This is a genomic window from Georhizobium sp. MAB10 (assembly GCF_045012825.1).
In the GTDB taxonomy this organism is placed as follows: Bacteria; Pseudomonadota; Alphaproteobacteria; order Rhizobiales; family Rhizobiaceae; genus Georhizobium; species Georhizobium profundi.
Genome location: NZ_CP118314.1, coordinates 1,039,352 through 1,052,828 on the forward strand (window position 1 = coordinate 1,039,352; position 13,477 = coordinate 1,052,828).

General features: G+C 63.0%; 11 protein-coding genes. 4 read left to right on the top strand and 7 right to left on the bottom strand.

What is annotated here, in order from left to right:
- Positions 1–42: 42 nt before the first annotated feature.
- Positions 43–1,206, bottom strand: coding sequence for a M20 aminoacylase family protein (locus PU133_RS04740; protein ID WP_404863706.1), 1,164 nt, complete (start codon positions 1,204–1,206; stop codon positions 43–45).
- Positions 1,207–1,362: 156 nt separating this feature from the next.
- On the opposite strand from PU133_RS04740, the gene PU133_RS04745 reads away from it, so the two are divergent.
- Positions 1,363–2,586, top strand: a complete 1,224-nt coding sequence (locus PU133_RS04745; RefSeq protein WP_404864444.1) for a D-alanyl-D-alanine carboxypeptidase family protein — start codon at positions 1,363–1,365, stop codon at positions 2,584–2,586.
- Entirely contained in the window at positions 2,583–3,680 is a 1,098-nt protein-coding gene (locus PU133_RS04750) for a CobW family GTP-binding protein (protein WP_404863707.1), read from the top strand. Before PU133_RS04745 ends, PU133_RS04750 begins: the two co-directional genes overlap by 4 nt.
- A 30-nt stretch (positions 3,681–3,710) precedes the next feature.
- Here the strand turns inward: PU133_RS04750 and PU133_RS04755 are convergent, their stop codons facing one another.
- On the bottom strand, positions 3,711–3,950 hold the full coding sequence (locus PU133_RS04755) for a sulfurtransferase TusA family protein (RefSeq protein ID WP_205665515.1): 240 nt from the start codon (positions 3,948–3,950) through the stop codon (positions 3,711–3,713).
- A complete protein-coding gene (locus PU133_RS04760; protein WP_404863708.1) occupies positions 3,947–5,194 on the bottom strand; it encodes a L,D-transpeptidase family protein in 1,248 nt (415 codons plus the stop codon). Before PU133_RS04760 ends, PU133_RS04755 begins: the two co-directional genes overlap by 4 nt.
- A gap of 184 nt (positions 5,195–5,378) precedes the next feature.
- Here PU133_RS04760 and dxr point away from each other — a divergent pair, with 184 nt between their 5' ends.
- Positions 5,379–6,572 (top strand): 1-deoxy-D-xylulose-5-phosphate reductoisomerase, encoded by a 1,194-nt coding sequence (gene dxr, locus PU133_RS04765; protein ID WP_404863709.1) that lies wholly within the window; start codon positions 5,379–5,381, stop codon positions 6,570–6,572.
- A gap of 45 nt (positions 6,573–6,617) precedes the next feature.
- On the opposite strand, the gene hemA is transcribed toward dxr, so the two are convergent.
- From hemA to PU133_RS04785, 4 genes are all read right to left on the bottom strand, one after another.
- The gene (gene hemA / locus PU133_RS04770; RefSeq protein WP_404863710.1) at positions 6,618–7,832 is read right to left on the bottom strand and encodes a 5-aminolevulinate synthase; all 1,215 of its coding nucleotides are present in this window, start codon (positions 7,830–7,832) and stop codon (positions 6,618–6,620) included.
- 303 nt (positions 7,833–8,135) lie between these two features.
- Positions 8,136–8,933, bottom strand: coding sequence for an FAD binding domain-containing protein (locus tag PU133_RS04775; RefSeq protein WP_404863711.1), 798 nt, complete (start codon positions 8,931–8,933; stop codon positions 8,136–8,138).
- Between the two features lie 94 nt (positions 8,934–9,027).
- A complete protein-coding gene (locus PU133_RS04780; RefSeq protein ID WP_404863712.1) occupies positions 9,028–11,373 on the bottom strand; it encodes a xanthine dehydrogenase family protein molybdopterin-binding subunit in 2,346 nt (781 codons plus the stop codon).
- Between the two features lie 120 nt (positions 11,374–11,493).
- Positions 11,494–11,979, bottom strand: coding sequence for a (2Fe-2S)-binding protein (locus PU133_RS04785; RefSeq protein ID WP_126008234.1), 486 nt, complete (start codon positions 11,977–11,979; stop codon positions 11,494–11,496).
- Between the two features lie 331 nt (positions 11,980–12,310).
- Here PU133_RS04785 and PU133_RS04790 point away from each other — a divergent pair, with 331 nt between their 5' ends.
- Entirely contained in the window at positions 12,311–13,477 is a 1,167-nt protein-coding gene (locus tag PU133_RS04790) for an FIST N-terminal domain-containing protein (protein WP_404863713.1), read from the top strand.

Genomic DNA, 13,477 nt, shown 5'->3' on the forward strand with positions numbered 1-13,477 from the left:
CGGGTCTTTCCATAATCGAGACGGCGGCGTTCGCCAAGGGGTTCAGGCGGCCAGGCGGGTCTCGGCGAGGCGGACCCAATAGGAGATGCCGTGGGGGATCGCCTCGTCGTTGAAATCGTAGCGGGGGTGGTGAAGGCCGGCGGTGTCGCCATTGCCGATGAAGATGAAGGCGCCCGGCCGGGCGTTCAGCATGTAGGAGAAATCCTCGCCGCCAAGCGTGGGTGCCACGTCGCCGTCGACATTGTCGTCGCCGGCGATCGTCGCCGCCGCCTGGATGGCGTGATCTGTCTCCTCGGCATGGTTGAAGGTGACGGGATAGTTGCGGTCGTACCAGATGGAGACCGTCGCGCCATGGGCGGCTGCGATGCCTTCGGTAACTTGGCGGATGCGCGCTTCGCCGAGATCGCGGTTGTGATCGGAAAGGGACCGCACGGTGCCGGAGAAGACGGCCTCTTCCGGGATCACATTGTGCGCGAACCCCGCCTTGAACTGCGTGACGGACACGACGATCGCATCGACCGGATCGGCATTGCGCGAAGCGATCATCTGCAACGCCTGCACCATCTGCGCGGCGATGACGATCGGATCGATGGTCTCGTGGGGCATGGCCGCATGGCCGCCGCGCCCCTTCACCGTCACGCGGAACTCGTCCGTCGCCGCCATGATCGGGCCCTTGCGGGTCGCGAACGCGCCAACGGGAAGGCCCGGCAGATTGTGCATGCCGTAGACTTCGGCGATCTGGAAGCGCTCCATCATGCCGTCTTTCACCATCTCATTGCCGCCGCCGCCGCCTTCCTCCGCGGGCTGGAAGATGACTGCCACGGAGCCCTGGAAATTGCGGGTGTCTGCGAGATACTTTGCGGCGCCGAGAAGCATGGCGGTGTGGCCGTCATGGCCGCAGGCATGCATCTTTCCGGGCGAACGCGACGCCCAGTCCTTGCCCGTCTGCTCGGTGATCGGCAGCGCATCCATATCGGCCCTGAGGCCAATCGTCCGGCCCTCGCCGTTGCGGCCACGGATGATGCCGACGACGCCCGTGCGGCCGAGCCCCGTTACCACTTCGTCGCAGCCGAATTCCCTGAGCTTGCTTGCGACGAAGGCGGCCGTCTCATGCACGGCGAAAAGGATTTCCGGATGCTGGTGCAGATGACGGCGCCATCCCGCGACTTCTTCCTGCAATTCGGCGGCGCGGTTGAGGATGGGCATGAACGATCCTTGATTTTTTGTGCAAGGCCACGAGATGGCAGCCGGTTCGGTCGCCAATATGTGGACCTCGGGAGCGTCCGGATCAACGATCTTTTTGCCACGGTGGCGCCATATAGATTAAGTACGGCCTTCGGCTTCGCCGCCACTGTCCAAGGAATGCATGACGTGCTGCAAAGCCGCGCTACACATCTGTCCGCCGCCATCCTTCTTTCGGGAGGCCTTCTTGCTTCGATGGTTGGGCTGTCGGCTGCGGAAGCCGCTCCCCGCATGCTGGTGGATGTCGAAACTGGCAGGGTGATCGAGCACGAGGATGCGTTCAAGCGCTGGTACCCCGCTTCGCTGACGAAGCTGATGACCACCTATATCGCGCTGCGTGCGATCGAAAGCGGTGAGGCGGATTTGACGTCGCCGGTCACGCTCAGCGCGCGGGCTGCCGCACAGCCGCCGAGCAAGATGTACTATGGCGAAGGCGCCACCATGACCCTCGACAACGCCATCAAGATCATCATGGTCAAGTCGGCGAACGACGTGGCGATGGCGATCGGGGAGTCGCTTGCCGGCACGGACAGGAACTTCGTGGCTCGCATGAACGCCGAGGCGGAACGGCTCGGCATGACTTCGACCCGCTTCATCAACGCCAATGGCCTGCCGGGCGAAGGCCAGTATACGACGGCCCGCGACATGGCCTTGCTGGCGCTCGCGATCAAACGCGATTTTCCGCAGTATTCCGATTATTTCAGCATCGAGGCCATCCAGGCGGGCAACGACATCTATCCCAACTTCAACATGCTGATCGGGCGCTATCCGGGCGCCGATGGCATGAAGACAGGGTTCATCTGCTCCTCGGGCTTCAACCAGGTGTCGTCCGCAAGCCGCAACGGCCGCTCGGTGGTCGCCGTCGTCTTCGGGGCCGAAAGCCTGGCTGACCGGGCGGAAGAATCCGCGCGGTTGCTGGAGGAGGGGCTGACCGAAGCGATACCCGCCAGCGCGACGCCGATCATGCAATTGCAGCCCTATGGCGAGGGCAACGCCGAGGTGGCCGACCTGCGCCCGCAGATCTGTTCGCCCGAAGCGGCTGCGCAGCGGTCCGAAGGCCGCGACGACAATGGCGAGCTGATCCTGAGCTCGGCGTTCATCCGGCCGCTCGAACGCGAATTGGAGCCGGTGGCGGTTGCGCTGGGTGGAACGGGCGGGCGCGTCGCTGCGATCCAGGTTGATGTGCCGATTCCCACGCCGCGGCCGCGTCTGGTCGAGCTTGAGGAGGATTCAGCGCCCATGGAGGCCTCACTTGCGACATCCGCGCCGGAAGGCGAGGCGTCGACCGACGGGCTGCGGCCTTCGCTCGATGTGCCGCTGCCCCTGCCGAGGCCGCGTCCATGAAGCGCCACGATCCCATTCCCGTGACGGTCCTCACCGGCTTCCTCGGCTCGGGCAAGACGACGCTGCTCAACCGCCTGCTGAAGGATCCGCAACTCACTGATACGGCCGTGATCGTCAACGAATTCGGCGATGTCGGCATCGATCATCTGCTCGTCGAGCAATCGAGCGATGGCGTGATCGAGCTATCGGATGGCTGCCTCTGCTGCACTGTGCGCGGGGAGCTGGTGGATACGCTGGCGGAGCTCGTCGACAGGCTGCAGACGGGCCGCATCGAGCGCCTGCGCCGCATCGTGATCGAGACGACCGGTCTTGCCGACCCGGCGCCGGTGCTGCAGGCGGTCATGGGCCATCCCGTGCTCGCCGATGGCCTGCGGCTTGACGGCGTCATCACGACGCTCGACGCGCTGAATGCGATGGGCACGCTTGACCGGCATGAGGAAGCCGTCAAACAGGTGGCGGTCGCCGACCGGATCGTGCTGACCAAGACGGATCTGGCCGGTGATGCATCGCTTGATACGCTGTGCGCGCGCATCGGCGCCCTGAACCCGGGGGCGCCGCTTCTCGATGCCCAGGAAGCGCAAACAGGCTATGCGGCGCTTTTCGATTGCGGGCTCTACGATCCCGAGACCAAGACAGCGGACGTTCAACGCTGGCTGCGCGACGAGGCGATTGCGGCGGCCCATCACCATCACCACCATCATCACGATGTGAACCGCCACGATGCACGCATCCGCGCCTTCACGCTCGTACATGATGGCCTGGTCGATCGCGATGCCATCGCGATGTTCATCGATCTCCTGCGCTCGGCGCACAGCGAACGCGTGCTGCGGATGAAGGGGATCGTCGGGCTCTCGGACAATCCGGAGCGCCCGCTCGTCATTCATGGCGTCCAGGGTACCTTCCATCCGCCGGCACGATTGCCGTCATGGCCGGATAACGATCGCCGCACGCGCATCGTCGTGATCACGCGCGATCTGGGTGAAGACTTCGTCCGGGACCTTTTCGGCGCTTTCGCCGGGCAACCGGCTGCGGATCGGGCCGATCGCGTTGCGCTGGAATCGAACCCGCTCGTCGTGCCGGGTCACCGGTTCTAGGAAACCGGATCTCGCGCTCAAGCCCAGCGTTCAGGCTTTTTCGATGCAGAAGCGGTGGCCGCTCTCGACCGTTTCGGTGGAGATGAGTTTATTGCCGCTTTCCTGACAGAAGTGCGGAATGTCGATGACCGCCATCGGGTCTGTCGTTTCCACGACGACGCGTGTGCCCAACGGGAGCGCGGCCATCCGCTTGCGCGTCTTCAGCACGGGCAAAGGGCATTTCAGGCCTTTGAGGTCGTAGGTGATCGTTTCGCCTGATCCAGACGTCAATTCCGACCCCAAAGCGACCAGCGCGGACGTTCCGCGACCTGCTCAGCAGGTGCCTGCGGAGGCGCTGCGTAGAGCGACGTCGAGGTATGAAGCGGATTGGCAGCCGGAACGGGCAGGGCCGTCGTCGAAACCGGCGTTGCCGCGGCCGGTGCGCTTGCCTCGGCAGGCACGGTAATCGAAGCGGGCTGTGCAGCCTCGGCTGCCACAGGCGCACTCGCGGCTGCAGGCGCGACGACGGGCGGTGCAGCGACGGCAGGCACGGCCGTTACGGCAGCAGCCGATGCCGCAGCAGCAGAACCCGGGGTCGACTGATTTGCCGGCAGGAGGCGCGACAGCGCGCCGGAGCGGCCAGGCTTCTGGCCCAACTGTTTCTGAAGCGCTTCCTGGAAGGCTGCCTCGTAGTCCTGAACATAGGTTTGGTAGGCGACCTGCAGGCTTTCAGGCGTCGATGTCGCAGGGCAAGCGGCGGAGGCGTCGAAGACGGCGTTCGGCTCGGTCGGCACCTGGTTGAAGACGTATTCCTTGTTGCAGACGTCAACCTTCGGTGGCGTCTTGGTCAGCTCGAAGTGGTCGTAGCCGACCTTCAACATTTCCCAGAATTCGTAATTTGGATTGTCGCGGTGACGCGCCATGTTTTCTGCCGTCATGCGAAACGGCAATGCCTGGACCTGGAAGCTTTCCTGACCGCCCTTGAACGCTTCGCGCGCGAAGGCATAGATTTCCAGCACCTGTTCGTCCGTCATCGAGTAGCAGCCGGCGGACGAGCAGGCGCCATGCACCATGAGATTCGTGCCGGTGCGGCCATGGGCCCGATCGAACCGGTTCGGGTAGCCGAGGTTGAACGAGAGGTAGTAGCTGGAATTGGGGTTCATCTGGTGGCGGTTGACGGTATAGAAGCCTTCCGGCGCCTGGCGATCGCCTTCGGCGCGCTTCGGACCCAGTTCACCCGACCATTTGCAGATTTCGTATTCGGCGATCTTTTCGTAGCGGCCGTTGGCCTTGGCCTTCCAAACTTCAAGAACGCTTTCTTCCTTGAAGATGCGCATCATGATCGGAGAGGCCTCGGTCATGTCGTAGGCCTTCATGCGGTTGACGACCTTCGTCGGCAACGGATGTTCGACCTTGTTCGAGACGCCCGACAGCGTATCGCCGCTGTTGCACGCCGCCAATGTGAGGCACAGCCCCGAAACCACAAGAAGTCGATGCCAGCGCATATTGGCTGCCCACCCTGCCCGAATCGCCATGCGGTCATCCCCGCGGTCACTGATCAAGCGACCTCAATAGGCTGAATACAGTTCATAAATTCTTATCGCAAGCGTTAACCCTTGATTTTGGAGTGCGAAGAAACCGTTAAACTGCTGTGCGGCACCTGGACTTCGATAATCGGCAGGGCTTTACGAAGCGCTGGCCAAACCGGATAGTCGGCAAATGACACAGACTTCTCAAGAACGTCGGCGCCTCACGGTTCTGGGCGCGACAGGATCGATCGGGGCGAGCACGCTGGATGTGGTGCGCCATTTGGGCGGCAAGGATGCCTTCAAGATCACGGCGCTGACCGGGCGCGACAACATCGAGGTTCTCGCGCGGGAGGCGATCGCGCTTGGCGCCGATTTCGTGGCGACGGCGGATGAGGATCGGTATGGGGCCCTTTGCGCGGCGCTTTCAGGAACGGGCATCGCCTGCGGAGCAGGGGCCGACGCTTTGATTGAAGCCGGCGAGCGTGAGGCGGATATCGTGATGGCGGCGATCGTCGGCGTCGCCGGGCTGGCACCAACGCTTGCAGCCGCAAGGCGGGGCGCCGATATCGCGCTTGCCAACAAGGAGTGCCTGGTTTCGGCCGGGCAGTTGTTCAAAGCGGAAATGGCTGCGGGCGGCGGGCGTTTGCTGCCGGTCGACAGCGAGCACAACGCCATTCACCAATGCCTCGCCGCCGGGGGCAACCAGGCCCTCGAGCGCATCGTCCTGACGGCCTCGGGCGGGCCTTTCCGCAACCACACGCTTGAACAGATGGCGCAGGTGAGCGCGGACGACGCTGCCGCTCACCCGAATTGGAGCATGGGGCGCAAGATTTCCATCGACAGTGCGTCGATGTTCAACAAGGCGCTCGAAATGATCGAGGCGCAGCACCTTTTCGATCTCCTGCCGGATCAGGTGGAAGTGGTGATTCACCCGCAGTCCATCATCCATTCCATGGTCGGCTATGCGGATGGATCGATGCTGGCGCAGCTCGGCGCACCGGATATGCGCACGGCGATCGGCTATGCACTCGCCTATCCCGAGCGGCGGAATCTTCCGGTCGAGCGGCTCGATTTCACGCAATTGTCGCGGCTGGACTTCCAGGTGCCGGACGAAGCGCGCTTCCCGGCGGTCAGGCTTGCACGCGAAGCGATGGAGCGCGGCGGGCTTGCCGGTGCGGTGCTGAACGGTGCCAAGGAACGCGCGCTCGACGCTTTTCTCGCCAAGGAGATCGGCTTCCTGCAGATGGCGGATGTCGTGGAACGCACAATGGCGCGGATGGCCGATGCAGGCGCCGCAACGGGGATCGAGGCCGTTTATGCGGCCGACGCGGAAGCGCGCGTCATCGCTGCTGAAGAAATCGTCGGTTTGCGCCGGGCAGCCTGAGCTGACTTAGCGGCTTGAGGCATGCTCAAGCCGCTTTCCTGAATATCAGGCGACGGCGCGCGATAGGGCGCAGCGCGACCAGAGCGATGACAGAGCCGAAACGAGATGATCGATATCGGCATCGCTGTGAAGCGGCGACGGCGTGATGCGCAAGCGCTCCGTCTTCTTCGGGACCGTCGGATAGTTGATCGGCTGAACGTAGATGCCGTAATTGTCGAGCAGCAGGTCGGAAATCCACTTGCACTTGGCCGCATCGCCGACCATCACCGGCACGATGTGGCTCGGGTTCGGCATGTAAGGGATGCCGATGGCATCGAGGCGGGCGCGTACGCGAGCAACGCGATCCTGGTGCTGCATGCGCTCGAACTGGCTCTGCTTCAGGTGCTTGATCGAGGCGAGTGCTCCAGCGGCGAGAGCCGGCGGCAGTGCTGTGGTGAAGATGAAGCCGGAGGCGAAGGAGCGCACGAAGTCGCAAAGCGCCGTGGAGGCGGCGATATAGCCGCCCATCACGCCGAACGCCTTGCCGAGCGTGCCTTCGATCACCGTCAGGCGGTGCATCAGGCCTTCGCGTTCGGCAATGCCGCCGCCGCGCGGGCCGTAGAGGCCGACGCCGTGCACTTCGTCGAGATAGGTCATGGCGCCGAACTCGTCGGCGACGTCACAAATCTCCTTGATCGGCGCAATGTCGCCATCCATCGAGTAGACGCTTTCGAAGGCGATCAGCTTCGGCGCCTTAGGATCGGCAGCTGCGAGCTTGGCGCGCAGATCGGCGACGTCGTTGTGCTTCCAGATGACGCGTGCGGCTTTCGAATGACGAATGCCCTCGATCATGGAGGCATGGTTCAGCGCGTCGGAAAAGACGATGCAGCCGGGGATCTTCGAGGCGAGCGTGCCGAGGGCAGCCCAGTTGGACACATAGCCAGAGGTGAAGAGAAGTGCGGATTCCTTGCCGTGAAGATCGGCGAGCTCCTGCTCCAGGAGCACGTGATAATGGTTGGTGCCGGAAATGTTGCGGGTGCCGCCGGCGCCTGCGCCACAGCGGTCGATCGCTTCCTTCATGGCCGCGACCACCTTCGGGTGCTGGCCCATGCCGAGATAGTCGTTCGAGCACCAGACGGTGACGCTCTGCTCGCCATTTTCCGTGTAGCGGGTCGCGTGCGGAAATTCGCCCTTGCGCCGTGCAAGGTCTGCGAACACACGGTAGCGCCCTTCTTCACGAAGGCCGTCCAATGCGTTCTGGAAAAATCCGTCGAAGTCCATTTCATACGCTCCGCTGACTGCAACCCGTTTTCGGTTTGGAACCGTTCTAAGTCAAGGTTGTAGGGGCAAATTCATAGCAAAACGGCGCCATTTGCAGCCTTAAACCGATCAATTGCGACGACCCGCCGCACGATTGCGCAAGCCTTAATCTCCGACAACGGTTCTAAAGTGCTGCGCGCATGGGGGCGAGGGGCGAAGGTCCAAGCATTGGCGTGAGCGGCAGGACGATGGTCCGGTCTTCGCGGCAAGACAAAGGGCCGAGAGCTTGCGCTCCGGCCCCTCGCGTTCTCGTCGTTCCTACAATTATTTGGCTGAAGCCACTGCCCGCTTGGCCATCACCTTCACCAGATTGGCGCGGTATTCGGATGATCCGTGCAGGTCGGAGAGCATGCCGCCTGGATCGACCGAGAGATTGGCAACGGCATCGGGCGCAAAGTTCGCCGACAAAGCCTGCGCTGCTTCATCCCAGTGGAAGACACCGTCTGCGCCGGCCCCCGTGACGCCGACACGGACGGTCGAGCCGGTTTTCGCCACGAAGACGCCGCACATCGCATAGCGTGAGGCGGGATTGCGGAACTTCTCGTAGCCGGAAATCTCTGGCGCGGTGAACGAGACGGCGGTCACGATCTCATCGTCTTCGAGCACGGTCTCCAGGAGGCTGACGAAGAATTCCGAGGCTTTGACGGCCCGCTTGCTGGTGTGGATCGTAGCATCGAGCGCGATCATCGCGGCCGGATAGTCGGCAGCGGGATCGTTGTTGGCGACCGAACCGCCGATCGTGCCCATATAGCGCACCTGCGGATCGCCGAGCACGCTCGCCATGTGGTGCAGGCCGTAGCAGACCGACTTGATCTCATCGGAATTCTTGATCTCGAAATGGGTGACGGCGCCGCCGATGCGGACGTCGCGGCCATTGACCGTGATGCCCTTCATTTCCTCGACGTGACGCAGGTCGACGAGATCGGACGGTGCGGCGAGACGCTGCTTCATGGCCGGCAGAAGCGACATGCCACCCGACAGGAACTTGCCCGATTCGGTGGAACCCACGAGGCTGACGGCTTCTTCGACCGAGCTTGGGCGATGGTAATTCGTTTCGTACATTGGATGTCTCCCTGAAGACGAAGGGCAAGGGCTTGCAGATTTCAGTCGCTGCGGCGCCGCTTGCTCTTCAATCCTCTGCTTTATGATAGCGGTGTCAGGCGTTGTGCAGGGCGGCCCAGACCTTCTGCGGAGAGGCCGGCATGCTGAGCCCATTGGTGCCGATTGCGTCCGTGATGGCGTTGATCACCGCCGGCGGCGACCCGATCGCACCGGCCTCGCCGCAGCCCTTGATGCCAAGCGGATTGCCCGGGCATGGCGTCGTCTGGTGCGAGATCTGGAACGACGGCAGATCGTCGGCGCGCGGCATGGTGTAGTCCATGTAGCTTGCCGTGATCAGCTGGCCGGTCTGCGGATCGTAATGACACCCTTCGAGCAGCGCCTGGCCGATGCCCTGCGCGAGGCCGCCATGGACCTGGCCTTCGACAATCATCGGATTGATGATGTTGCCGAAATCGTCGGCCGCTACGAAATTGAGGATTTCCGTCTTGCCCGTGTCGGGATCGACTTCGACCTCGCAGATGTAGCAGCCGGCCGGGAAGGTGAAGTTGGACGGGTCGTAGAAGGCGCCTTCCTTCAGGCCGGGCTCCATGCCGGACGGCAGATTGTGCGCCGTGTAGGCCGCAAGCGCCATCTGGAACCAGGGCAGGGTCTTGTCGGTACCGGCCACTTTCAGTTCGCCGTTCTCGATGACGATGTCGCCCTCGTCCGCTTCCATCAAATGGGCCGCGATCTTCTTGGCCTTGGCCTCGACCTTGTCGAGCGCCTTGACGATCGCGCTCATGCCGACGGCGCCGGAGCGCGAGCCGTAGGTGCCCATGCCCATCTGCACCTTGTCGGTATCGCCATGAACGATGTTGACCGAGTCGATGCCGACGCCGAAGCGTTCCGCCACGAGCTGCGCGAAGGTCGTTTCGTGGCCCTGGCCGTGGCTATGCGAACCGGTCAGGATTTCGATCGTGCCGACCGCGTTGACGCGCACTTCAGCCGACTCCCACAGGCCGACACCGGCGCCGAGCGAACCGACCGCGGCGGACGGCGCGATGCCGCAAGCCTCGATGTAGCAGCTCATGCCGATGCCGCGCTTCTTGCCGCGGCTTTCGGAATCGGCGCGACGTGCGGCGAAACCGTTATAGTCGATTTCCTGCATCGCCGCGTTGAGCGATGCTTCGAAGTCGCCCGTGTCGTAGGTCATGATGACGGGGGTCTGGTGCGGGAAGGAGCGGATGAAGTTCTTGCGGCGTAGCTCGGGAGGCGAGACGCCCAACTGGCGCGCTGCCGTCTCCATCATGCGTTCCATCACGTAGGTCGCTTCCGGGCGACCCGCACCGCGATAGGCGTCGACCGGCGCCGTGTTGGTGTAGATCGCCTTTACATTCGCGTGGATCGCCGGGATGTTGTACTGGCCCGACAGGAGGGTCGCGTAGAGATAGGTCGGCGTCGCCGACGAGAAGAGCGACATGTAAGCGCCGAGATTGGCCTTGGTCTCGACCTTGAGGCCGAGAATGTGGTGGTCGGCGTCGAACGCCATCTCCGCATGGGTCACGTGGTCACGGCCATGGGCGTCGGTCAGGAAGGCTTCCGTGCGATCGCAGTTCCACTTGACCGGTACGCCGGTGCGCTTGGAGGCCCACAGGCAGACGATCTCTTCCGGATAGATGTAGATCTTCGAGCCGAAGCCGCCGCCGACATCGGGTGCGATGACGCGCAGCTTGTTTTCGGGCGCGACGTTGTAGAACGCGCTCATGACCAGGCGGGCGACGTGCGGGTTCTGCGACGTCGTCCAGCAGGTGTAATGATCTTCCGCTGCATCGTAGACGCCGAGAGCCGCGCGCGGCTCCATGGCGTTCGGCACGAGGCGGTTGTTGACGATGTCCATCTTGACGACATGCGCCGCCTTGGAGAATGCGTCGGCGGTCGCCTGTTCGTCGCCGAGCACCCAGTCGAAGATCAGGTTGTTCTTGGCCTCGGGGTGGATCTGCGGCGCCCCATCGGCGAGGGCATCTTCAACGCCGGTCACCACCGGCAGTTCTTCATATTCCACGTTGACGAGGTCGGCGGCGTCACGGGCCTGGGCACGGGTGTCGGCCACGACGATCGCGACGGCATCGCCCACGTAGCGAACGGTGTCCTGCGCCAGCGGGCGCCATGCGCCCATGTTCATCGGCGAGCCGTCCTTGGAGTGGACCATCCAGCCGCAGATCAGATTGCCGATCCCGTCTTCCGTCAGTTGCTTGCCGTTGAGGATGCCGATCACGCCCGGCATCGCTTCGGCTTCGCTCGTGTCGATGCTGACGATCTTGGCGTGGGCATAGGGCGAACGCACGAAAACGGCGTGCTTCATGCCGGGAACGACCATGTCGTCCGTGTAGCGGCCCTTGCCTGTGATGAAACGCTTGTCTTCCTTGCGCAGAACGCTCGCGCCAATACCTTCGATACCCATCAATTCCTCCTCAATATCCGGGGGCCGGAGACCGGCCTGTTCCTCCGAGAAGACGCCGGCGAAGCTTGGTTAAGGCGCGCCCCAACGGCGCCGCCCAAAGCCTGGCCCGCGCCGCTGATCTTACTCTGCGGCCTGGCGCTGCTCTTGCGCGCCGGCGGCGGCCAGAACTGCTTTCACGATGTTGTGATAGCCGGTGCAGCGGCAGATGTTGCCCTCAAGCTCATGGCGGACGGTCTGCTCGTCGAGGTCCGAGCCATGGCGATTGACGATGTCGATCGAGGCCATGATCATGCCTGGCGTACAGAAGCCGCACTGCAGGCCATGATGCTGCTTGAATGCAGCCTGCATCGGATGCAGTTCGCCACCCGTGGCAATGCCTTCGATGGTGACGATGTCGGTGCCCTCGGCCTGTGCTGCAAGGATCGTGCAGGCCTTCACCGCCTGACCGTTCATGTGGATGGTGCAGGCCCCGCACTGCGTCGTGTCACAACCGACATGCGTGCCTGTGAGGCCGAGATTCTCACGAAGGAAATGAACGAGAAGGGTGCGTCCCTCGACCTCGCCTGAGACCTGACGGCCATTCACCTTCATCGCAACTTTGGTCATTCGGGTTCCTCCCCTTGAACTCGCTGTCATTCGTCGACCGAACGTCAGGCGCCCTCAACATCTATCCTGCAGACGACGCCCCGCAGCGATAGTTTGCGCGGAAGGGATCGTTATGCAAGGTCGACGGCGGACCATGATCGTCGGTGACCTTCTCTTCCTCCCGCACCTTCCGGCTCCTTCAGCCATCGTGCATGAGCGTGGCGAACAATGGCACGGCTTGAAGAAAAGGACATTGTACTTTGGAAGGTCCGCCATGCGCGGCGCTGCGCTTGATCCACGTGCTATCCCTGGAGAATAGTGGTGGCGGGAAGAGGCGAGAGGCAATGGCTGGATGACCTGCCATATCACGACCTATGCGTGCGGCATCGTTGCCATCCACGGCAGCGGTCTGGGGCTTGATGAATTCGTAGGCACGCTCGCCGTCCAGGCCAAGGTTGCCGGTGCCGAACTCGCTTCGCTCTTTTTCTCCCAAGATGCCATCGATGCGCACCAGATCGCAGCGAACATGGCCGAACACGCGCCGGGTCTGCGCTATGTGGGCTGCTCGACAGCAGGCGAAATCACACCGGACGGTTACGGCGAAGGGTCGATCATCGCCATGCTGTTTCCCTCCGACAAGTTCAGCGCTTCCGCCTGCCTGATCCGCGACATCTCCACCGCCCGCATGGAGAGCGTGGTCAAGGATGTGCGGGAACTGCGTCGAAGCTTCGAGCCGAAGCGGTTCGCCGGCGGGCGCACCTTCGGGGTCGTGCTGATCGATGGGCTGTCGCGCGCCGAAGAGGCGGTGACATCGGCGCTTTACTGGAGCCTCGACGAGATCCCGTTGGTGGGCGGTTCAGCCGGCGACAATCTGCGCTTTGAGAAAACGACGCTCATTCACAACGGCAATGTGGTGTCCGACTGCGCGATCCTGATGCTGGTGCACAGCGCAGTGCCGTTCGATGTCTTCAAGACGGAGAACTTCAATCCGACGAGCCGGAAACTCGTCGTCACCGCGTCCGATCCGGATACGCGCACCGTCCATGAGATCAATGCCGAACCGGCTGCTGCGGCCTATGCCCAGGCCATCGGCCTCGATGCGGGGTCGCTGACGCCGATGAGCTTTGCGTCCTATCCTCTCGTCGTGCGGGTCGGCGGAGAGTATTTCTGTCGCTCGATCCAGAAGGCAAACGAAGACGGATCGCTGACCTTCTTCTGTGCGATCGATAACGGGATCGTTCTGACACTCGCCGAGCCCATGGGCATGGTGGAGTCCACGCGGGCAAAACTGCACGACGTGGCGGCGGGGCTCGGTGGGATCGATGTCGTGCTCGGCTTCGATTGCGTCCTGCGGCGTCTCGACGCGCAGAACCGGCAAAGTCTCGCCGCGATCTCGTCGCTCTATCGTGAGAACAACATCATCGGATTTGGAACTTACGGCGAGCAATATCGGTCGATGCACCTCAACCAGACATTCACCGGGATCGCCTTCGCGGCGAGCTCGGAGGCATCGGAGTGA